The organism is Blautia caecimuris, assembly GCF_024622975.1.
Taxonomy (GTDB): Bacteria; Bacillota; Clostridia; order Lachnospirales; family Lachnospiraceae; genus Blautia_A; species Blautia_A caecimuris.
In genome coordinates, this window is sequence record NZ_JANJZT010000039.1 from 1 (window position 1) to 23069 (window position 23069).

General features: G+C 38.6%; 19 protein-coding genes and 1 riboswitch. Of the genes, 13 read left to right on the forward strand and 6 right to left on the reverse strand.

Going from position 1 to position 23069, the window contains the following annotated elements:
• Positions 1-174: 174 nt before the first annotated feature.
• Both NSA57_RS17070 and NSA57_RS17075 read right to left on the reverse strand, forming a co-directional pair.
• Positions 175-1164, reverse strand: a complete 990-nt coding sequence (locus tag NSA57_RS17070) for an IS3 family transposase (protein WP_330671372.1) — start codon at positions 1162-1164, stop codon at positions 175-177.
• The gene (locus tag NSA57_RS17075; RefSeq protein WP_257465552.1) at positions 1074-1757 is read right to left on the reverse strand and encodes a helix-turn-helix domain-containing protein; all 684 of its coding nucleotides are present in this window, start codon (positions 1755-1757) and stop codon (positions 1074-1076) included. The genes NSA57_RS17070 and NSA57_RS17075 overlap by 91 nt, the downstream gene beginning before the upstream one ends.
• 172 nt (positions 1758-1929) lie before the next feature.
• Here NSA57_RS17075 and NSA57_RS17080 point away from each other — a divergent pair, with 172 nt between their 5' ends.
• The 7 genes from NSA57_RS17080 (at position 1930) to srtB (ending at position 12945) form a co-directional block, all read left to right on the forward strand.
• Positions 1930-2664, forward strand: coding sequence for a hypothetical protein (locus NSA57_RS17080; protein WP_257465553.1), 735 nt, complete (start codon positions 1930-1932; stop codon positions 2662-2664).
• A gap of 27 nt (positions 2665-2691) precedes the next feature.
• Positions 2692-3828, forward strand: coding sequence for an ERF family protein (locus tag NSA57_RS17085; protein WP_257465554.1), 1137 nt, complete (start codon positions 2692-2694; stop codon positions 3826-3828).
• A gap of 55 nt (positions 3829-3883) precedes the next feature.
• On the forward strand, positions 3884-5095 hold the full coding sequence (locus NSA57_RS17090) for a hypothetical protein (RefSeq protein WP_257465555.1): 1212 nt from the start codon (positions 3884-3886) through the stop codon (positions 5093-5095).
• A gap of 71 nt (positions 5096-5166) precedes the next feature.
• A complete protein-coding gene (locus tag NSA57_RS17095; protein ID WP_101875018.1) occupies positions 5167-6858 on the forward strand; it encodes an AAA family ATPase in 1692 nt (563 codons plus the stop codon).
• Positions 6859-7048: 190 nt separating this feature from the next.
• Entirely contained in the window at positions 7049-11422 is a 4374-nt protein-coding gene (locus NSA57_RS17100) for a SpaA isopeptide-forming pilin-related protein (RefSeq protein WP_257465556.1), read from the forward strand.
• Positions 11423-11437: 15 nt separating this feature from the next.
• Positions 11438-12145 (forward strand): MSCRAMM family protein, encoded by a 708-nt coding sequence (locus NSA57_RS17105; RefSeq protein WP_408611668.1) that lies wholly within the window; start codon positions 11438-11440, stop codon positions 12143-12145.
• Positions 12146-12237: 92 nt separating this feature from the next.
• Entirely contained in the window at positions 12238-12945 is a 708-nt protein-coding gene (gene srtB, locus NSA57_RS17110; RefSeq protein WP_257465557.1) for a class B sortase, read from the forward strand.
• A gap of 258 nt (positions 12946-13203) precedes the next feature.
• Here the strand turns inward: srtB and NSA57_RS17115 are convergent, their stop codons facing one another.
• From NSA57_RS17115 to NSA57_RS17125, 3 genes are all read right to left on the reverse strand, one after another.
• Entirely contained in the window at positions 13204-13893 is a 690-nt protein-coding gene (locus NSA57_RS17115) for a riboflavin kinase (RefSeq protein ID WP_257465558.1), read from the reverse strand.
• A gap of 10 nt (positions 13894-13903) precedes the next feature.
• Positions 13904-14548 carry an ECF transporter S component gene (locus NSA57_RS17120; RefSeq protein WP_257465559.1) on the reverse strand — a complete coding sequence of 215 codons (645 nt, stop codon included), beginning with the start codon at positions 14546-14548 and terminating at the stop codon, positions 13904-13906.
• Between the two features lie 116 nt (positions 14549-14664).
• Positions 14665-14780: riboswitch (FMN riboswitch) on the reverse strand.
• A 270-nt stretch (positions 14781-15050) separates the two neighbouring features.
• The gene (locus NSA57_RS17125; RefSeq protein ID WP_213049504.1) at positions 15051-15569 is read right to left on the reverse strand and encodes a nitroreductase family protein; all 519 of its coding nucleotides are present in this window, start codon (positions 15567-15569) and stop codon (positions 15051-15053) included.
• A 153-nt stretch (positions 15570-15722) separates the two neighbouring features.
• Here NSA57_RS17125 and NSA57_RS17130 point away from each other — a divergent pair, with 153 nt between their 5' ends.
• The 4 genes from NSA57_RS17130 (at position 15723) to NSA57_RS17145 (ending at position 18884) form a co-directional block, all read left to right on the forward strand.
• Positions 15723-16082, forward strand: a complete 360-nt coding sequence (locus tag NSA57_RS17130; RefSeq protein WP_257465560.1) for a winged helix-turn-helix transcriptional regulator — start codon at positions 15723-15725, stop codon at positions 16080-16082.
• A gap of 490 nt (positions 16083-16572) precedes the next feature.
• Positions 16573-17268 carry a VanR-ABDEGLN family response regulator transcription factor gene (gene vanR / locus NSA57_RS17135; protein ID WP_257465561.1) on the forward strand — a complete coding sequence of 232 codons (696 nt, stop codon included), beginning with the start codon at positions 16573-16575 and terminating at the stop codon, positions 17266-17268.
• 23 nt (positions 17269-17291) lie between these two features.
• On the forward strand, positions 17292-17798 hold the full coding sequence (locus tag NSA57_RS17140; RefSeq protein ID WP_257465562.1) for a VanZ family protein: 507 nt from the start codon (positions 17292-17294) through the stop codon (positions 17796-17798).
• Between the two features lie 15 nt (positions 17799-17813).
• Positions 17814-18884: a sensor histidine kinase gene (locus tag NSA57_RS17145; protein ID WP_257465563.1), complete on the forward strand. Its 1071-nt coding sequence runs from the start codon at positions 17814-17816 to the stop codon at positions 18882-18884.
• 227 nt (positions 18885-19111) lie between these two features.
• Here NSA57_RS17145 and NSA57_RS17150 read toward each other — a convergent pair whose 3' ends face one another.
• Positions 19112-20428: an IS110 family RNA-guided transposase gene (locus tag NSA57_RS17150; RefSeq protein WP_077701677.1), complete on the reverse strand. Its 1317-nt coding sequence runs from the start codon at positions 20426-20428 to the stop codon at positions 19112-19114.
• Positions 20429-20798: 370 nt separating this feature from the next.
• Here NSA57_RS17150 and NSA57_RS17155 point away from each other — a divergent pair, with 370 nt between their 5' ends.
• Together NSA57_RS17155 and NSA57_RS17160 are read left to right on the forward strand one after the other, a co-directional pair.
• Positions 20799-21686, forward strand: a complete 888-nt coding sequence (locus tag NSA57_RS17155; RefSeq protein ID WP_257465564.1) for an ABC transporter ATP-binding protein — start codon at positions 20799-20801, stop codon at positions 21684-21686.
• Between the two features lies 1 nt (position 21687).
• The gene (locus NSA57_RS17160) at positions 21688-22926 is read left to right on the forward strand and encodes an ABC transporter permease subunit (RefSeq protein WP_257465565.1); all 1239 of its coding nucleotides are present in this window, start codon (positions 21688-21690) and stop codon (positions 22924-22926) included.
• Positions 22927-23069: the final 143 nt, after the last annotated feature.

Consider the following 23069-nt stretch of genomic DNA (forward strand, 5'->3'; position numbering starts at 1 on the left):
CCTTTCTTTGATAACACTATTTTACCATACATCATCTCAAAAATATATAGCAGAAATTTAATTTATTCTATACTAGTCATAAAGCAGGGAATCAGTATGAACTGCTCCCCGTCAAGTAGACAATTGAAAAAATATAAAATTTTCCTGCCAACAGATTATTTCTGTTGGCAGTTTTTATGCTGCCTGTAAATAAATTTCATGTTTTTCCATCGGTGTTAAAATTCCGAGATTCCTTTGCAGCCGTTTATTGTTATAGTAATCTATATAATCTTCTATCATTTTCACAAGCGTTTCTCTGTCTGTGAATCTTTTCCCGTAGTAGCGTTCTCTCTTTAAAATCCCCCAGAATCCTTCCATTGGACCATTATCAATACACTTTGCAACTCTGGACATACTCTGTGTCATGCCTGCCGCTTCCAGTTTTGTGTGAAATAATCGATTTGTATATTGGAAGCCTCTATCACTATGACATAATGGATGAGCATCAGGATTATTGGATATCGCAATGTCAAAAGTGTCAAAAACCAGGGCATTGTTATTGCTATCACGAATTACATAAGATACAATTCGTCGATCGTATAAATCCAGTATTGCACTAAGATACACCTTATGCTTTTCCATTCCAGTGTAGTATTTAAATTCTGTTACGTCTGTAAGCCATTTTTGATTTGGTGCGTCTGCAGAGAACTCTCGATTTAATAAGTTTTCTGCTATGAATTGTGGATTGGCTGCCTGACGTGTACATCCTTTGTTCGCGTATTTTATTGTGGATTTGATGTCTTTTTTTCGGCAGATACGAAGTACTCGTTTATCATTTACCTTTATATTATGATAACGTTCCAAATCATCCCGAATTCTACGATACCCTTTATCTGGGGATTCTGTGTGTATTTTTTCAATTTTTTCTGCAATGCGAAGATTTTCCATTTCATGAACTGGTATTTCCCTATGAAGCCATTTATAATAAGCAGCTCTGCTTACATTTCCAAGTATACAAAGTGCACGAATTGGATATCCATAGGTTTCATTTTCTTCTTTGATTGCCTGATAGATCTGCTCATGTCTTAACAGGCTTAGCCCCGCCTCCTCTCTATTTCGTCGAGTTTTTTTAAGAACGACACTTCCATTTCTGCTTTTTGGCGTTTCGATTTTTCTAATTTTAATTCAGCCCGAAGTCGTTCAATCTCAGTAAGAGAAGCATAGGACTTTCTCTTGCCACGATTGTCTTGTAAGGCATCAATCCCATCCTTTTCATACTTAATCGTATAATTACGTGCCTGTTGATAAGAAATACCATATTTTTCTGCCGTTTCAGCATAATTATGTGTATGAGAAATACAATACTGAACGATTTCAACACGTTCTTCAAATGTAGTTTTTCTACCTTTGGTCATGATCGGTGTTCCTCCTGTTCCGGAAGCCTTCAGCTCCTCATGACCATTATACTTCATAATCCAATTCCGTAGTTGCGCAGAAGAACGAATCTGGTATTTTTTGCAAATATCAGCATAGGAGCCCTTCCCACTTAGATAATCGGATACAGCATTTGCTTTGAGCGCAGCAGAATAGGTTGCATTTTTTGAAGTGGTTATAAGGCCATCCGCTCCAAGTGATTGATATAATGCGATCCACTCATAGATTCTTGAGGGATTAATTCCCAATCGCTTTCCTTCATGATTTGCAGTAGTTATTCCATTTAAGCATCGTAGGACAATATCCATTTTTAATTCAAAAGAGAATTTTGCTTTCCTTCCCATAAAATATGCTCCCTCCTAAATAACAAGTTTTTTATTATTTCACTTGTCTACCTAGAAGGGAGCATATCATTTCTATCTGTATCTTCAAAAAAGAACAGGAAAAAACCTTATACCTGGAAATGACCTGAATTTTGCAGGGTTGTTTTCCAAAAAGAATAGCAGTCTGTATGACGTGGATGAGAAATTGACAGTAATGCTCGGACTGCCAGAAGAAATGGGGTTTCCGAATAGAGCCGATATCAGAAAGGACGCAGAAAGATGTATCAGTCAAAAAGCGGAGGAAATGTTAAGTGCATCCTGGCAGGACTTTCTATACCAATCTGGATGCGATACAAAGAGCCTGCTTCCAATGGTAAGGCGCAGTGAAATCAGAGAACGCGCAGAGCGTTATTACCTACAGAATGGAAGTCTTGCGGACATTCACTTCATACCACAAATTTCTCTGGAGGCTTCCTTTTCGGATGCTATATATTTATTGTTTTTAGAATATGGAGAACAGGCAGCAGAGAAGATTGCAAGGCAGTGGATCAAGCGAAATATACCGTATATTTCACAGCAGAGAATTTTGTATGGTTGTGTGCGGGACGAATTCCGGGAAATCTTGGACACGCCAAATGACCGGATTCATAAAATCAAACATTTGATACAAGCGCTGAATGAAACCCGTCACAAGGCAGTACAGGTAATTCTTTGCCGTAAAAAGAAAGTTATTCAAGTGAATATGTCGGTAGAGGAGCTTTGTAACCCTAAAGGGTATTATTTCATCCGAGGGTGTTCCCAAAAGGATAGAGCGACATTGGAGCGAATGTTTGGGAAAACGGCTGAGTTTCGGATTGAAGACATACAGAGTGTGTCATATGGTGGAATAGTTCTTTATGAAAACGTCGCAAGCAGGAATGCGGCATAAACAATAGAAATAGGAGGAAACGAATCAATGAAAAATTATCAATACTTGAATCTGGAACAGAAAATGTTAAGAATCAGACGAAAAATGCCGACTCTTTTAAAAAGATTTTACAATGATGAGGCTGATTATGATTTTGCTACGCTGGATGATATTTATGAAGCCATGACACCGGCATTAAATAAATATGGAGTTAATTTCGATATTGTGCGAGAAATCCCGACACAGTATGATGAGTCAGGGCATCAGACCTATCTGGTACTGGATAAAGATGATTACTGGAGATATGAGGCAGATGTAGAACTTTGCTGGACAAATGCAGACCGGCCGGAAGAATGCAGGCATGTGACGATCCATATCACCGGAACAAATGAAATCCCAGATAAGGCGCATGGAACGGCATTGACTTATGGCTTGAAATATTATTTCCGCAATAAATTCTGTATCCGTCAGGTGGGAAGTGAGCAGGAAGATCCGGATTATGCTGAGCATGATGGAAAGCAGAGTTCCAACACGAAAAATAATCCGACAAGGCAGGTACATGGAAAAGAAAAAGCAGTAGAGAAGAGTACTAAGCGGGCAGAAGGTAAGCAAACTTCCAACGGAGAAGGAAAAAAGTCAGTTGTTTCTTCTAAAAGAAGTCAAAAACTGAAACCGCTGTTAGGTAATGCACCGATTGTCAAAGACTGCGAACAGTTGGAAATGAAATCAGATGCAGAATCACGCCCACAGGAAAAAGCAGAAAAGCATTCGGAAAATAAACCGAGCTTTGATGGAAAAGATGAAACGATCAAACCGAAAACGGAAGAAAAACCGGAATCAGAAGAAGCATCATTGGTAGAAAAAGCAGAAAATACGGATGGATTCATCCCGGTAAATGCAGAAGAAGTTCCATTTGAAGAAGATGCTGATTTTATGGAAGAACTTCAGGAGGAACTGGAAGATGACACATCGGATTCGGAAGTAGAAGCAGCGAAGAAATTCGTGTGTGACTTTGGCGTGTTCAAAGGAAAAACGATGGAACAGGTGATGGAATCCGGAGTGAAGGGCACAGAAACCATGAAATGGATCGTAAATAAGTATAAGGGTCCGAATAAAGAGTTAGTAAAAGCGGCAAAAACACTTCTGGATTATCAAAGTGAATCGGAAGAGCTTAGGGCTGCATAACAGTTGCATGAACATGGTTCCTTTGTAGGGACCATGTTCTTTTGGGGAAAAGAATATGACACCATTTACAATTACAGATGTAGGAACGATTTTGGGAATTGAGAGACTTCCTGGTGGTGATGAGGCTTCGTATAATGTGGTCTGTCCGTTTTGCGGAGACAGAAGGGGAAAATGCAATTTTGTCGTATATAAAGAAGGTGAAATGGCGAATATCTATCATTGTTTTCATTGTGATGCGGCGGGAAATATGCTGACGTTATATGCGGATTTGACTGGATTATATGGGACAGAACGTTATAAAGAAGCATACCATGAGATCCAAAGGACACTGCATTTTGGTGTACGAGAACAGATCGCAAAGAAACTGGAAATCCATCGTCAGAAAAAGAAGCAGAAAGAATCCCTGGCAAAACCTGCAGATTATGAGAGGCGGGATCATACGTATCGGGAACTTATAACTTTGTTGCGATTGCTGCCACGACATAAGCAGGATTTATTGAAGAGGGGACTTACCCAACAGGAAATTGCAAATATGGAAAATGCGGGTTATAAAAGCACCAGTCCTGAAGAATCTGTTGCGATAGCGAGAAAACTGATCAAACGGGGATGTAGACTGGAAGGAGTACCGGGGTTCTTCGTGAATTATCAAGGAGATTGGGAAATTTCATTTTATGAAAAGAATCAAGGGTATCTTTGTCCGGTGTGGACTGATGAAGGATTGCTTGTTGCATTTCAGATTCGTTTGGATAATCCTTTTCAGAAACGGAAATATGTATGGCTCAGTAGCGCTAAGATGGAAAAAGGTTGTTCCCCCGGAAGTCCGGTAAGCCTTTCCGGTACTTTGAAATCTCCTGTAGTTTATGTGACAGAGGGTGTTTTAAAAGCCGAAGCAGCTTCTCAGAGAACCGGGCAGCCATATCTTGGAAATCCAGGCGTATCCAATTACAAAGAACTGGAATTGTCACTGAACCGATTAAAAAAACAAGGAGTAAAAGTAGTCATTGAAGCAAATGATATGGATAAATGTATGCGGTTAGACTGTGACCATGTTTACAAAGAAATTTGTGAAAAATGTAAAGGCAGTAATGGAGAATGTCCGAAAAAGAGGGAAAAACGAAATCATATTCGGAAGGGCTGCCTGAAACTCTATGAGATTTGTGAAAAGCTGGATTTAATCTGTAAGCGTGCGGTTTGGGATACGGATGACGAAGGTTACTGGCAGGAAAATTACAAAGGCATTGATGACTGGGAATTACGGGAATTATGAGCAAAGTTAGGTATAGGCTTTTGTGCGGATCTTTGTTATAATATAACCAACAGAGAAGGAGTGTGAATAACATGGGTGAAGAAAAAAAACGCCTTCCGGTGGGATTGGAAAATTTTGAGCAGATTATTAACGATAACTATTATTATGTGGATAAGACGGGGCTGATTTCAGAACTGATCCGTAACGGTGGAATGGTAAATCTTTTTACCAGACCAAGACGTTTCGGGAAAACCTTAAATATGAGTATGCTGGAACACTTTTTTTCCATAGAGAGAGACCAGAGTATCTATGATGGATTGGAAATTTCAAAAGATACAAAACTGTGTGAAGAGTATATGGGGAAATATCCGGTTATTTCAATTTCCCTGAAAGGAATCAATGCAGCCACTTATGAGGATGCATTTGATTTTGCGGTTCGAATCATGAAAAAAGTAGCCCGTAATGTTCAGTTTCTTTTGGGGAGTGACGCCTTAAGTGATTATGACAAGTTAGAATATAAGGAACTTTTGAATAATAATATGAGTGAGGCTGCATTTTGTGGTGGATTGAAAATATTATCGGAATTATTGGAGAAACATTACGGAACAAAAGTAGTTCTTTTGATTGATGAGTATGATGTTCCATTAGCAAAAGCATTTGAAAACGGGTATTATGATCAGATGATCTTTTTAATCCGTAGTTTATTGGAACAGGCATTGAAAACGAATGACAGCCTGAAATTTGCAGTGATGACAGGATGCATGCGTATTTCAAAAGAAAGTATCTTTACGGGACTTAATAACCTGAAAGTATTGTCCATTACAGATGAACGGTATGATGAATATTTCGGTTTTACAGATACGGAAGTAAGAGAAATGCTGAAGTATTATGAAATCGAGGATCATTATGAAGAAGTAAAGAACTGGTATGACGGGTATCAGTTTGGCGGCGTAGAAGTGTACTGTCCCTGGGATGTATTGAATTACTGTGATAAATTAAAAGACCATGCGGATTCTTTTCCGGAAAATTATTGGATCAACACCAGCAGTAATGATGCCGTCAAGAAATTCATTCAAATGTCCGGTAATTTTAAAACCAAGCGTGAGATTGAAACTTTGCTCGCCGGAGAGGAAATTATAAAAGAGATTCATCAGGAGCTTGTCTATCCGGAAATGTATCAGTCGGTAGAGAACGTCTGGAGCCTGTTGTTTATGACGGGATATTTGACACAGCGTGGAAGAGTTGATGCAAAACGGTATAAACTTGCGATACCGAATCTGGAAATCCGGGATATTTTTGAAACACAGATCATGGAATACTTTAAAGAGAGCGTTGCAAAGGACGGCGATACATTAAGCCGATTCTGTGATGCCCTGAAAAACGGTGAGGAAACGAAGGTAGGAGAAATTTTTGAAAGCTACCTGAAAAAGACCATCAGTATCCGGGATACGTTTGTGAAAAAAGCAAGTAAGGAGAACTTTTATCATGGGATACTGCTTGGAATCCTGGGTGTGAAGGAAGAATGGTATGTATCGTCCAATCAGGAAAGCGGTGAAGGATACAGCGATATCCTCGTTGAAACCGAAAACAGTGAAACGGTTATCCTTATCGAAGTTAAGTATGCCAATGACGGAAATCTTGATCAGGCTTGTGAACGGGCACTACAGCAGATAGAGGAAAAGAAATATGATGAGGAACTCCGGGAGAACGGAGTGGATAAAATTTTAAAATACGGGATTGCGTGTTATATGAAACGATGCAAAGTAAAACTGGCAGATTCATGATACGTCCCAAAACAATCAGGTGATAAAAAAGCGGAACTGTAAGAGTGCAGTTCCGTTTTTTTATGGCCTGATTTATGAGCCAGAGGAAAGGAGATGAAGCATATGCACATACGGGAACGCCCTACATAAGATTCGGGGAAATAAGAATACACAATCACACTCAAAAACCAACAGGAAAGGAGCGTTGCAATTGAAACATAGAAAACACAGATGGCTGGCGGGAACGCTGGCTTTTCTTTTATCCTGTTCTGCACTTATTCCGTCTGAGAATGCCGTATTTGCGGCATCAAAAGGCAGAATAGCAGAATCGGAGACAAATGTAATAAAGGAGGAAAAAGGCGATGAGAATGAGAAACAGATCACCGCCGAAACTTTGACGATTGAGCAGGGGGAATCATTTGAAATCGAAAAAGATTTTACGGGGCTTGCCTTGAAAAAAGGTGAAAAAGCTGTATTCATGGATGTTGTCAGCGAAGATGGACAGGGATTTTTTGCAGACCGCCCTGGTACATACCTTGCAACTTATCTGGTTACACCGGAAAAAGGAGCGTGTTATGAACTGACAAGAAAAATTGTAGTCAGACCTCGTGAACCAGAGAACAAAAGAGCAGACCGTAATCAGAAAAGTTCAAAAGAGGATACAGAGGAAAGTGACCCTGACCCGGAACCTGTACTGACAGAAGCGCCGGAAGTGCCGGAGAATGCGGAGAACTTAAAGCTGGATGTATCTGCGGAGAATGCCTCTTTTTTATCGGTAGTACCAGAAACCATGACAGAAAACCGATCTGTCAATGTGAATCTGGTCGTAGGAGAAAGACTTCCGTATCCATCTAATTTAGGAAATTATTCTACCACTTATTTTACGGTGAATGGGCATGTGGCATATTGTCTGGAGTCTGCAAAATCTTCGCCACCGTCCAGTGATTATGTGGCAAATATCTTTGAAAGTAACCTGGCTTTGCAGAAAGTTCTTTATTATGGATACGGAGGACCTGGAGATATTACTGGCAGTTATATGCCGAGTTTTGACTGGAAATTGAAATATATCTTTACACATATTGCAGCTTCTTATGCGTATTGCGGTACAGATGGATTTTACGGGTGTACTTTTGAAAGCGTCAAGGCTTCAGGATTATGGGATTACATTCAGTATCTAAATGGGCTGGAAGCGCCACCTAAAGCAGCCATTGATCTTACCCCAACTTCGACAAAAGCATACGAAAGCAATGGAGTGCAGCGGACAGAAGAATTTCGGCTGCAGGGAGATCATCGGAATTATATTACATTGAATCTGCCGGAAAATGTAACGTATCATAGCGGTGGCAGCACGAAAAACGGAAATGTAAAAATTCCCGGTGGTACAAATTTTTATTTCAGTGCGCCGATGACTGTGACCGGAACATGGAACTCCGGTTCCTTAGCGGGAAAAATGGGAACCCAATGGAAAACTCTTGTGGTCTCTACAGGCGGTTCTACTCAGGATATTGGATATGGCACATTCTTTGAAGAAGAAAGCGATTCGGTCAGTTTTGAAGTAAAATGGATGGATTATGCAAAAGTCAAGGTTATGAAAAAGGATAATGTGACAAATGTAAATCTTGCAGGTGCAGTTTTTGGAATTTACAGTGACAAAGAATGCACCAAGCTGATTACAGAAATGCCGGCAACAAATGAAAAAGGAGAAACGCAGGTAGAAATTCCTAAGACACAGGAAACGGTATATCTCAAAGAAATATCCGTTCCCAATGGATATAAGCTGAATACGGAGGCTTTCAATGTGAAGCTGCAGGCAGGGAAAACACAGAGCCTGACTATTTCAAATGAGGAACAGAAGGGGAAAATCACAATTCGAAAAAGCGGAGAGGTTCTTTCTTCTGTATCCGGACAGGAAGGAAATCTTAAATTTGAATATCAGTCGGTTCCGTTTGGAGAGGCAAGTTATTCTATTTATGCAGCAGAAAAAATTGTAAGTCAGGATCAGAAGACACCTATTTATGAATCCGGTGAATTGGTAGATCAGTTGACAACAAAAGCAGACGGAAGCATTACCAGTAAAGAACTGCATTTAGGAAAGTATAAGATTGTAGAGCAGAAGGCGCCAGCAGACCTAACTATCGGAAAGACAGAGGCAGAACGCACACAGTATGTGACTCTTTCTTATGCCGGGCAGACGGTGGAATTGGTACAGGAGGAGACAACTTATATCAATGACAGACCAAAGGTAAAGGTCCAGGCAGTAAAGAAATCGGAAAATGACAAAGTGACTTTAGAGGGTGCTGTATTCGGTCTGTATGCAGGTGAAGACATTATCAATGCAGAAGGAAAAGTAGTGGTAAAAAAGGATACCCTGATTGAGAAGGTCACTTCTGATAAAGAGGGAGCTGCGGCTTTTCATTCAGATATTCCTATCAATTTCCGCTATTATTTGAAAGAGATTCAGGCTCCGGAATCTTATTATATGAGTTCTGACCGGTATGATTTCCTGTTTGAGTATGAGAATGATAAAACTTATACATATGAATTTTCGCATACGTTTTCCAATAAAGAGGTTCGAGGGGAAATCCATGTGTTTAAGATTGATAAAGATGCGGAAGAATATATCAGCCAGGGAGATGCAGACTTAGATGGTGCAGTTTACGGGCTCTATGCAGCAGAGGATATCCAACATCCGAATGGGAAGTCAGAAGACGTCCATAAAAAAGATGATCTGGTTGCGCAGGGCGTGATCAAAGATGGAAAAGTTGATTTTACGAATCTGTATCTGGGAAATTATTATGTAAAAGAAATCTCACCTGGAGAGGGCTATCTTTTGGATGAAACTGCCTATCCAGTGGAAGTTGGTTATGAAGGACAGGATGTTGCAATCGTGCATCGGAATGTGACAGTGAAAGAAACGGTAAAAAAACAGGCATTTGAACTGATCAAGATTTCAGAGGATGGAAACCAGACAGAAACAGAGCTTTTGAAAGGTGCTGGATTTAAAGTATTTCTGATCCAGAATCTGAAAGGTGTAAAAGATGGAAGTCTGAAACCATCGGAAGGAAATGCTTTCAAAGCAGAGGATTTTATCGGCTATGACTATTCAGAAGATGAAACGGCACATTATTACGAGAATGGTAAGAAAGTTTCGGTGGAAGAACTGTTTACAGACAAGAAAGGATTTGTACGTTCTCCAGAACTTCCATATGGAAAATATGTGGTTTTTGAATCTACAACTCCAGAAAATCTCCAGACCATCAATCCATTCCTTGTAACCATTACCGAAGATAGCAGGGAACCGCAGCCCTGGCGTGTTTTTGATGATAGACCGATCCAGTTTTTCCTTAAGATTATCAAGGAAGATGCACAGACACATCTTCCGGTATTAAATAATCACGCACAATATAAAATCTATGATGTGAAAAAGAAAGAATATGTGACAATGAAGGTGCGCTATCCGGAAGAAAAAGAACTGGATGTATTTGAAACGAATGACGAAGGTTATCTTATGACACCGGAGCAGTTAAAGATGGGAACTTACCGCATAGAAGAAGTAAAAGCTCCTGATTTATATGTACAGCCAGGGTATGAAATGACGTTGAAAGACGGAGAGGGCGATATTCCATTAAACCAGTTGTCACAGACAGGCGCTTATGAAGATGCAAAGCGCGATTTCATTACGATCACTGTGAATTCCGAAACAGCTTATGAAGTAGAGGAAGAAACCGGAAAATATATTGTCGTAGTTCGACAGCAAAACGACGAAGCGGTAGGCAGTCTGACAATCAAGAAAACAGGGGAAGATCTTGTGGGTGCTAAGAATGTGGAAGATTCCCTTCTTACAAAAATGAAAAATGGCATCGCAGGCACAATAAATTCTATCAGTGAATTTTTCGGCAAAGAGGAAGTCATAGAAGAAGACAGCGGCTATATGTTCCAATATGAGAAGAAGGGAGCAGAAGGTATAACCTTTGAAGTTTATGCAAAAGAAACGATTTATACACCAGATGGACAGAAAGATGAAGCAGGTAACCGCAAAGTGTTGTATGAAAAAGATGGACTTGTTGCAAAACTTGTAACCGGAAAAGAGGGAACTGTATCACTTCACAATCTGCCGGTTGGTTCCTATTATCTGAAGGAAACAGATGTTGGAAATCATCATTTTGTTCTGGATCCTGAAGCAAAAGAATTTGAAATTAAGTATCAGGGACAGGAAGTAGCGGTAGATTATGTTTCTATGGAACTTGAAAATAAGCGCCAGAAGATAGAGCTTGTTCTTACGAAATTGTCCAAAGAAACAAAAGAGCCTGTACAGGGAGCAGTATTTGGACTGTATGCGGAGGAAGATATTGTTGATCTTGCAGATAATGTACTTATAGAATCGGGTACTCTGATTGCAAAAACAGAGTCCGCAGAAGACGGAAGCATTCACTTTGACGTTGACCTTCCACATGGAAAATATCTGGTAAAAGAACTGGAGGCAGCACCGGGATATCTGAAAACAGAAGATACATGGTCCTTTGATGCAACCTATCAGAATCCAGAACTGGAGGTTATCACGCTTACAAAAGAGATTGAAAATTAGCCGACAGTAGTAGAAATCACAAAAACTGATATTACAGATGAAAAGGAAGTAGAAGGGGCAAAACTTCAGATCCTTGATAAAGACGGGGAAATAGTAGAAGAATGGGTTTCCAAAAAAGAGCCGCATAAAGTGTATGCGTTAGAACCGGGCGAATATATCCTGCATGAGGAGGCAGCCCCGGAAGGATATCTTGTTGTATCAGATGTTCCTTTTGTTGTAGAAGAAACGGGAGAAATCCAGAAAGTAGAGATGAAAGATGAACGTCCATCCGGTCAGCTCCTGGTTCAGAAGACAGATGCGGAAAATAAGGCTCCGCTTGCAGGTGTAGAATTTGAACTTCGCAATAAAGCTACTGGGGAAGTAGTTGGAACACTGGTGACCGGCGAGGATGGAACTGCAAAGAGTGAAGAACTGCCGATTGCAGTTTATGAAGAGGGCAAATATGTAGAACCGATTGTATATGTTCTTGTGGAAACGAAACCGTTAGAAGGCTATGAAGCAAACACAAAGGAGGTGGAAGTGGTATTCGATTATCAGGATGATGAGACAAAACTCATTGAGGTGACAAAAGAAATTGAAAATACCAGAAAGCCTGGAACACCTCCGCCGGATGCGCCAAAAACCGGTGATCATACAAAGATATGGATCCCGGTGATTATTATGGCAGCGGCGATACTTGGCATTGTGGTTATAGTAATCCGTATCCGCAGAAGGAGAAGATAAACGATAATGCTGAAAAAATGTAACATGTAACGATGGAGATTGTCACTTTAAAATTGTGGGTGGCAATCTCTTTTTTTATTGGAGGAAAAGAGATGCGTCATATAGGAGAAAAGATGATTTTACTGCTCTGTATTGCAGTCTTTGGAATTGCAGCTGTAAAACTGATAGATATAGGGAAAGAATATTATGATGGACAGAAAGAATATGAAGAACTGAAGGCGTACATAAAAGAAGTTCCTGTATGTCAGCCGGAAAAAATGACAGGAGATGAACCGGAAAAGGAAACAGGGAAGGAAATTGATTTTGAAGGACTTCGTAAAATCAATGAGGATCTAGTTGCCTGGATACAGATTCCGGGGATAGGGGTGGATTATCCTGTGGTACAGGGAGAAGATAACGAGTATTACCTGTATCACACTTTTCAAAAAGAAAACAATAAGGCAGGAAGTATCTTTCTGGATTATAGAAACCATGATGATTTTACAGATCGGCGCGTGATCTTATACGGTCATAATATGAAAGACGGCAGTATGTTCAGTAATCTGAAGCAGTATCAGGATTCTGTGTTCCGGAAGAACTCTGGTTCTGCATATCTGTATCTACCTGAAAAAACCTTGCATTTGGAGATAACAGCGTGTGAAAAAGTGTCCATGCGGGATGATATATATGCTTTGGAAAACGATGTGTCTTGCGACTGGCCAGAGGAAATCATATTGTCTACCTGTAGTTCTTCTTCGGATACCAGACTAATTTTAAGATGCAAAGTAACAAAGATACAGCATTTAACGAATATAAAATAGGAATAACCTTTTAGATAAGGTTATGTTTAGAGAGAATATCTTTCAATGTTCAAGTGTTATAATCCAAAATAAGAGCAAATACTTTTCATTTTCATATTCATAATAGAATTTTCTTCCTTACGTCTGTTACAGTATCAGGGCAAGGTCTGCAGAAAGGGGGCATCACTTTTTTACTGTCGTTCCTTGATTCACCAGTAAAGCCCAAGAGCCAGTCAACGGTGGACATGCTTTGCTTACCGTTGACTGGTCAGCTTCGTGTTACTTGGAATTAAACTTGTAACCATATCCAATTACTGTTTTTATATACTCTTGTCCCTTGCAATATGGTTTTAGTCTTTTACGTATTTGAAAAATTGTGTTTTCTACTGCGTGTAAATGGTTATTTGTAGGTTCATTCCATATCTTTTCATAAATCTCTTTTTTGGTAAATGTGGTTTGAGGAGACGAGTACAACATATAAAGGACTTCAAATTCGTTTGTTGATAAATACACTTCCTGTTGATCTATCATTACGCAATGACTTTTAAGATCCATGCATAGGGTATGATTTATTTGCTTTAACCCCCAGAATTGTTGTACCGATAATCGGTCACTTCTTATTTGTTCAAGTAATAAGGATAATTCATTAAATTTTTTTACTTCTCTTAACTTTTTATATAGGTTAACAGTTATCGTACATCGATATATATCCCTATCAAAATCCAAAATATGTGTTTCGATTGAAATAGTATTATCGTTATCAAGTGTAGGTCGCATTCCGACGTGAGTAATACCATAATATCTTTTCCTATCTATGAGAACAGTGGCTACATATACGCCTGATTCCGGTAAGATTGTATTTTTTTCTATTTCTAAGTTTGCGGTAGGTGTTCCAACATGCTTTCCAATACCCTTGCCATGCACAACAGTTCCTGTTAGTGTATATATAGGTTTCAAATTTTCTTTCATTTTAATCCTCTCATATAATTCCTTTCATCGATAAAATAATCAAAATACAAGTTGTAATAATAAAACCTGCCAATATAAACAGTCCAGTATGTTTTTGCTTTTCTTCTTTTTCTACAGTAGAAATATAGCTGCTTTTTCTCAATGCAGTAACTATGGGTTTATACAGTAAAAATGTAATGGATGCATTTAATCCGCCTTTTAATAAGTTGAAGGGAAGAATGGCAGGAAACAATAATTCTGCAACAGCCTCTCTAGGATATCCCATATAAAGCGGTGTCACTAAATAATTCCACAGTAGCATAATAATAACCGTTATCAGCCACCCAGATGCCAGTCCAATTATTGCACCAGATAAAGTGTGCTTTTTTTTATAAATAACAGATGCCGTACACGCAAAAGATAGTGTTTGTATTATATTCATGATACAACCCAATATTCCGGTATCACTTACTGTTAACATTTCGATCGTTGCCACAATAACAGATACAATGCAGGAAGTCATTGGTCCCCAAATAAAACCTCCCAAAGTCACGACAACATCAGATGGATCATACTTTAAAAATAAAATAACAGGTATCCTGCCTATAACCATTACAACATAAGTAATAGCACATAACATACCGATAGTTGTGATTTTTTTTGTTTTAGTGTTCATGATTGAGTACCTCCATGGTAAAAAAATTAACACCCAAAAGAAAATGTCTTTCAGGTGCTAATATCATAATTAGACCACAAAATGAGAAGTAGCTCCCATGATCTGTGGAAACCTAACCATATCTTCTTTCATCCAGACTATACTGTTGGTTTTGGAATTGCACCAAATCGTGCGTTTTACGCTCGCGGACTTTACCGCCAATCGGGAATTTCACCCTGCCCCGAAGACACTTTTATTCTGTTGTTCATTTCAAATTATAACATTTCCTGTTTTGGAGAACAATGGAGTGGAGGAAGTTCGGAAATATTTCGGAAACTTGCATTTTACAGAATGGGATTTACTTGGAATACAATTAAATTATAACAATAGAAGGATTCAATTACACTTACAGTTTTGAGAGTAAACGAATAACAAAAGAGCCGCAATCATGCAGGTCACAATTCTGTGAAGCATTTTTACGACCCTTTACATACACTCTCTAAAGAAATACAATTACGATTTTTTACAAATAGTCGTAGGAAACCAATTCTTTCATAGAAATACGGGTAGTAACGTGACGTTCTGAGTCTGCCGGGGTTTCTTTTCCATACCCGATGACTAATATATTGATTGGTTCCAAATTATCTGGCAGTTGAAATTCTTTTTTGATTACATCTGGTTTAAAAAAGCATACCCATACGGTTCCCAACCCTAATTCTGTTGCCTGAAGCATCATATGGTCTGTTAAAATGGATGCATCAATATCTCCAGTTTGTTTCCGGTCAAAAGGACGTACCCACGCTTTGTTGTGATCTGCACAGACAATGATTGCTAATGGGGCATTATAGATATTTGCTGCCATGCTTATTTTTGCGAGTGCTTCATCGCTTTGGGCTACAATTAGATGAACCGGTTGAAGGTTGGCTGCTGTCGGAGCAACATGGGCAGCCTCCAGAATTTTATTTAATTTTTCCGGCTCTACTTTCTGATCCGTATAGCTACGGACAGAGAATCGTTTCTTTGCAGTTTCAAGTAATTCCATAATTTTAAATTCCTCTTTCTTTATATATTTGGGAGATTATCAAATCAACCATTGACTATATTGTAACACCACCAGTATAATCTACAAGAATGTACTTTCCGGGAAGATAGTTCCCAAAAGGAAAGTGCCTAGATCTGAAAGGAGAGAACTATTATGCAGCGGCCACAAGAGCCATTTAACTGTCCTGTAGAAGCGACATTATCTTTGATAGGTGGGAAATATAAACCGCTTATTCTTTGGCATTTAATGGATACCCCGCTTCATTACATGGAATTGCAACGACTTATTCCAAAAGCAACGGCTAAAATGCTTTCACAGCAGCTTCGTGATTTGGAAAACGATGGGATGGTATTAAGAGAAGTTATTCCTGAAAAGCCGCCTAAAACAATCTATTCTTTAACATCTTTTGGAAAAAGTATCATTCCTGTATTGGAAGCAATGTGCAGTTGGGGAGAGGGGTATTTGAAAAGTTTAGATATGCAGAACTCTTGTGCCTCATCCAAGAAACAGTGATCATTAGGAGATGAAACAGTAGGAATAAAATCATTGTTATTGAAGATGATATAGCCATTTGTGGGAATATGGCATACTCCCAGAAGTGAAGAATTGATTCATTAGACCAGATGGGAAAATATGCAGGATTTTAGAATGTTTGGGAATTTCATAAGCATATTAAGATTGAAGAAATTCGTGGACTTTTATCGTCCTAAATGTGTAGCCAGGAAGTATCTTTTCTGCCGGTGTTCATCCTCTTTTTTCAGGGACATAGTTACCTCTGGATATGACTTGTACTTACACGCTATTATTCATATTTCTAGTCTTGTACTATCATCACAGGAACAAATATAATAGATACATTGGAAGTTGTATTATTTGAGATATAAACTACCATGTTTGCGGGCTTAGGAAAATCTTAATAAAATCTGATGCAATTCATTGAGATTTTTGTAAAGGTTATTGGTATACTATAAAAAAGTTATGCTGTATGAGAGGAAGGGATTGGATGCCTGAAAGAATCTTAGTTGTAGACGACGAACACGATATTGCAGATTTATTAGAAGTTTATTTTCGGAATGAAAACTATGATGTTTACAAATTTTATTCGGCAAGAGAAGCCTTAGACTGTATTGAAAGCCAGGAAATAGATCTGGCTATTCTTGACATAATGCTGCCGGATATTAACGGCTTTTCTCTTTGTCAGAAAATACGAGAGAAATATACCTATCCTATTATTATGTTGACGGCAAAGGATGAGGAGACAGATAAAATTATGGGGCTAACTTTGGGGGCAGACGATTATGTAACAAAACCATTTCGACCTCTTGAGTTGATTGCAAGAGTGAAAGCTCAGTTACGAAGATATAAAAAATACACACCAGTGCAGATTGAAAAACATTCTCCTTCCATACTCACATATGAAAAGTTAATGCTTAACACACAAACATATGAATGTAAATTAAACGGAACCCCTGTTTTTTTGACACCGACGGAATTTTCTATTTTGCGTATTTTGCTTGAAAGGCAAGGAACAGTTGTCACCCTTGAAGATTTATTTCATCTGGTATGGAAAGACGAATATTACAGCAAAAATAGCAGCACAATCACTGTCCACGTCCGGCATTTAAGAGAAAAATTGCAGGATACGACAGAAAAATCACAATATATTAAAACGATATGGGGTGTTGGATATAAGATATAACCCGCCTATGATTGGAGATTGAAATGAAGAAAAAGGAAAAGCTGAATTATACTGTGTCAATTCTATTTTTGGTATATTTGGCACTCTTGATATGGATCATCTTATTTAAGTTGCAATTTTCTATCCTTGACTTAGATCAAGTACGAGAAATAAATCTAATTCCATTTTATTATGAACATGAAGTTACTTTTCACGCAACAGAAGTTTTAGAGAATGTGATGATCTTTATGCCTTTTGGAATATATCTATGTTTATTATTTCCAAAAAGTCGTTTTAGCGTGAAATTGCTTTTGATTTCCATGGTAAGTTTGCTACTGGAAATTTGCCAGTATGTCTTAGCAATCGGCCGGGCAGATATTACAGACATGATTACAAATATTTGTGGAGGTCTGTTCGGTATTATTCTATATAAAGCAGCCATCCAGCTGTTTCGGAACAAAAAACGAATAGACCAAGTAATTATTATTTTCGCTGCGATTATAACAGTAATAGTTGTTGGAGGACTGTTGCTCTTACTTGCGGTAAACTGACGGAGGTGAAAATCATTGAAGAATAATTGTTACTCCATAGAAAAACGACTTTGGTTGCGTCTATTCCTACTTTTGTCATTGTATACGATAATCGGTTTTGCCGTTATGTTGCTTTCAAATTATGTTTTAGTGTTATTTTCATCACCCATCAGCACATGGATTTTAGGGCGTCTAGATGTTATCTTTGCAGTTTATCTTATTTTTGGCTTCATAGGAATTTTTTATTTCTATTGGAAAAAACCTTGGGGATATTTGAATGAGGTTATCAGTGCAACGGAGATTGTCTATGAGCAGAACGATCATACAATTGCCCTATCAGAGCCACTCCGGGAAGTCGAAAGCCAGATGAACCAGATCAAAATGTCTGTCCTATTGAACCAGCAGGCTGTAAAAGAGGCAGAAACAAAGAAAAATGAGTTAGTTATGTATCTGGCACACGATATTCGCACCCCATTAACAACAATAATCGGATATTTGAGTTTACTTAATGAAGTGCATGATATGACGAAGGAACAAAAAGAAAAATATATCAGGATTGCACTGGATAAATCGGAGCGATTGGAAACTTTAATCAATGAACTATTTGAAATTACACGTTATCATACAAATACTGTTCAAGTGAAAAAGCAGCCGGTTGATTTGTATGCCTTATTGTCCCAAGTCATTGATGATTTTTACCCAGCACTCTCTGGAAAAGGCAATACAACCCAAATATCTATGCAGGATGATTTAACCGTTATTGGTGATCCGGAAAAACTTGCCAGGGTCTTCAATAATTTGTTGAGAAATGCAGCATCATACTGCTATGCAAACACTGAAATTAACATAATTGCATACAAGAAAGGTAGCCATGCTGTCGTAATTTTCAAAAATCATGGTCCTACGATCCCGTCAGAACAGTTAAACAAAATCTTTGATAAATTCAACCGTTTGGATGAAGCAAGAACATCTGATACAGGTGGCGCGGGCTTAGGTCTTTCGATTGCAAAAGAAATTATAAACCTGCATGGCGGAGAAATCACAGTACAGAGCCAAGCAGAAGAAATTACATTTACGGTAACACTCCCTCTTTCAAATAAATCTTAGGAATTTCTTAGGAGTATTCCACATTAAAATTAGAGATTACAAAGTCCTTGTTCGGTAGAATAGATACTGAACAGGGGCTTTGCTTTTGTTGGAAAAAGGAAAAGTCCAGCTAATAAATGTCAATAGATAAATGAAAAATATTTTCTCCATAAAAAAGGGTACACTTATCCCTTGGTGAAAATATCATTTTGCAAAAAAAGATATTGGTTCTTTGGATTAACAGTATTTTATGCAGCTATGTCGCATTTAGCAGCATTGTATTGTTGAATATGCTCCTGCGGAGTAATGATTTCAAAAGGTTTGTTATCTCTGAGTATTGCAAATATCATATTGCACACCTTGTGTGAAACGGCACCCATTGCTACAAGCTTAGGTTTTGATTCACATTTCTTAAGATAGTAATCACGGAGTACCGGATTTTTTGCTTCTCCTGTACGGGATGTGCTGATGCTTTGTAAAGTCAGTGTATGAATAGCTCGTCTGGCTATAGCAGATCCTCTTTTGGAAATTTGAATCTTAGTTCCTTCGAATTTACCAGATTGTTTTACTGCTGGATCAAGACCGAAATAAGCGAAAAGTTGCTTGGGTTTTGAAAAAGCAGAGAAATTACCAATCTCTCCCATGAGAGTTACAGCAGATAAGAAACCAGCGCCTTTGAACGTTTCAACTAAGTGAATCTGTTTGACGAAGTCAGTTTCTTCATTGGCATCAATAAGCTCATGCATAGCATCGAGAATGTTTTTGATTTCTTCGTCGTACTTACGGATGAAGCTGATATATAAACGAATACGTTTGATATTGCTGTCTAAAATATAGCCAAATTCATTAGCATCATGAGCGGCTTGAATAATGGCATTGTATTTGCTGGCAGCATATGCAACTCCAAAACGTGCAGTTGATTTAATGGTATCAATAATCTCTTGCGGGTCTGCTTCAATAAAGGCAGATGGAGATGTATAAGTTTCCAATAATGTAAGAGATGTATTGGCTGTAATCTTGGAGAATATACCAAGATACTGTGGGAAAGCCATACGCAATTCGCCTTGAAGCTTGTTCACGTAAGCACTGCGGTTATCCATTAAATCGTAGTATTCACGACAGAGATTGCGGCAGTTCAAAGCAAGGTCAGAAGGCATAAGAGAAACCTTTAGATCAGGCTTCAAACCAACTAAAGCCGCTTTTTTAGAATCAAAACGGTCATTATGTACTTTTCGTATGTTGATATTTGTGCTATTCTTAGTGATGATAGGATTAATAACCGAGCAGTTAAAACCCTTATCACGAAGATAGCAGAAGAGTGGGTAATGATAAATTCCCGTGGATTCGAGGAAAATGCGACTTTCCAAAGAATACAACTCTTCTGCTTCTTTTATTTTAGAAACAGCAGTTGCGAGGGAATTCATTTGATTATGTAGGATTTTATAAGGTTTTCCTATAATCTGTTGGTTAGGAAGTGCGATAGACATCCAGGAGAAGTCAGCACCAACATCAATACCAACAGAGATGAATAAATCATCAAGATTAAAAATAAATTTGTTTGACATGAGCGATAGCTCCTTTCTGATAGGAATCCATTTCCAATCTGGCAGGTACACAACCTAGCACGCTATACGGGTATGGCCTTCCGGCTCCCAACCAGCTAAAACATAAAACCCTGTCGAATGGACTAATTGACTTTCTTGTAGGTATCTGCTGGTGAAATCAGCATCCCAAGGAGTGATACATTATTTGTCCTATCCTAAGAGATGATACCTTATGCTTTCTCTGGTGTCTATCAGGAACCGTCAGACATGATAATTATTTAGGATAACATCTGATGAAGGAAGAACTCCTTCTTCTGTTATCTGGTATATAGAAACTTATTAACCAAGTAGTCTTACTGACTACACCATTATTATACTAGGAGTGATGATAATGGAATTGAAAATTGAGCATCTACGCAAGCAGTTCAAAGATAAAACCGCTGTCGATGATGTAAGTTTGACCTTAACAAATGGCGTATGGGGACTGCTCGGCGCAAATGGAGCAGGCAAAACAACCCTTATGAGAATGATTGCAGATATTATGACACCAACCAGTGGGGATATTTATTATGATGGCAAAGACATTCACAAAATGGGGAAAGCCTATCGAGAGTTGTTTGGTTTTTTACCACAGGATTTTGGATATTCTCGTGATTTTACGGTAAAAGACTATCTCGAATATATGGCAGCATTAAAAGATGTTCCAGCAAGGGAAACATCAAGAAAAATCAATCACTTGCTGGATATTCTTACACTTTCTGACGTGAAGCGGAAAAGAATAGCGAAATTATCTGGCGGTATGAAACGACGTGTAGGAATCGCCCAAGCTATGCTAAATGATCCGAAAATTTTAGTGATGGATGAACCGACAGCAGGGCTTGACCCTGGAGAGAGGGTACGCTTTCGTAATTTTATTTCTGAGTTTTCCCATGACCGCATTGTACTCATTTCCACCCATATTGTTTCTGACATTGAGTATATTGCAACACAAACTGCGATTATGAAAGACGGAAAGATTGTTGATGTAGGGACAACAGATGAGCTTGTGAAGCAAATTGAGGGAAAAGTCTGGACTTGTACTATACCGGCTAGAGATTTGGGGCAGTATGAGATGCGCTTACGGATCATCAACCAGCGTGGAGAAGATAACAACCAAATATCCATTCGGTATCTATCTGAAAAATCCGAGATTGAAGGCTCTACTCCAATATCACCGCGACTTGAGGACTTGTATCTTTGGTTGTTCCCGCAGGCTGAACATGAAAAGGAGGAAATCTGATATGCGCTTATTTTATTTGGAAGTAAAAAGAATTATGAAATCCAGACGTACCATCATTTTACTTGCCGCTGCATTGTTTCTGGCTATAATTATGGCATATTTGCCTATTAGTTTTGAATCCATCAACCGTCCCGGTGAAAATGGTTCTGTGGTAGAACTGAACGGGATGGAAGCAATTCAATTTAAGCGGGAATACCGGCAAGATACCTATGGAGAAGTTACACCACAGAAAGTTGCAGACGCTTTACGAATATACCAGAAATATGTTCAGGAATATGGCACAGTAGATGACATTCCATTAGACATTTATACGGAAAATGTGATGGCTATTCGACCACTGCTTGATCGCCTGCCTGAAGCTTTTGCTGACCCCAATACGGGCATAGGCACTGATCTAATGAAGATTGATCCAGATATGGTAGAACAAAATCTTTACGAGCAATGTGTATCTCACTTGAATGATATAATGAACCTTGAACAAAAAGAACATCCATCAGCCAGAGCATTTGCAACAGAAAAGTATGCCGAGGTTGATAAACCTTACCAGCTTTATTCTGGTTTGAGCCGAGATGCGTTTGATTATATAGAATTATATATTTTTATACTTTCTATTTTGTGTATTGCAATGGTGGCACCGACATTTGCCAATGAATATCAGAACGGAAGTGATAGTATTATACGTTGTACATCAAATGGGCGTGTAAAAATCAGCGTGATTAGAATACTTTCCGCAGGTGCTATTTTTACAATCGTATTTATCGTGGGAATGGTAATTCATTTATCTATCATCAACCTTGCCTTTGGAGCAGAATGTTTGAAAACCTCTTTCCAGATGTTGTTCTCAATCATAAATCTTCCAAATATTAATTTGGGACAGCTTCAAGTCATTCTGGTGTTATCCGGTCTTTTATCGTTATTGGCATGTATTTGCTGTACGTTATTTTTATCTGCGAAATGCAAGGATTCATTAAGTGCACTGTTGGTTTCTCTTGCTGTTATGCTTTTGCCGACTATTGTTTATACCGCACTGGGTAGCTCAGTCTGGGTTTCTACAATTTTGCCATCTGCCGGTATTGGATTACAAAACAATTTTCTCTATCAGCTTTATGGCTTTAATTTTTTGTATATTGGAGATATGAGTTTTTGGACGCCATATATTATTCTTATTACGGCAGCGATAGAAATTCCTGTATTTGCGATTTTGGCGATACGATCTTATTGCAAGCACCGAATAGCCTAAAATTTTAGAAATGAGAAAATGCCGGGCGTACGACCAGCAGGTCGTTGCGTCCGGTGTTTTTTTTGATTGTTAGGGCAAAGCCCTGTTTGCCATTGTGGAGTTTTTCGCTGATCCGAAAAACGAAGCTTTGGAAAACAAATAAA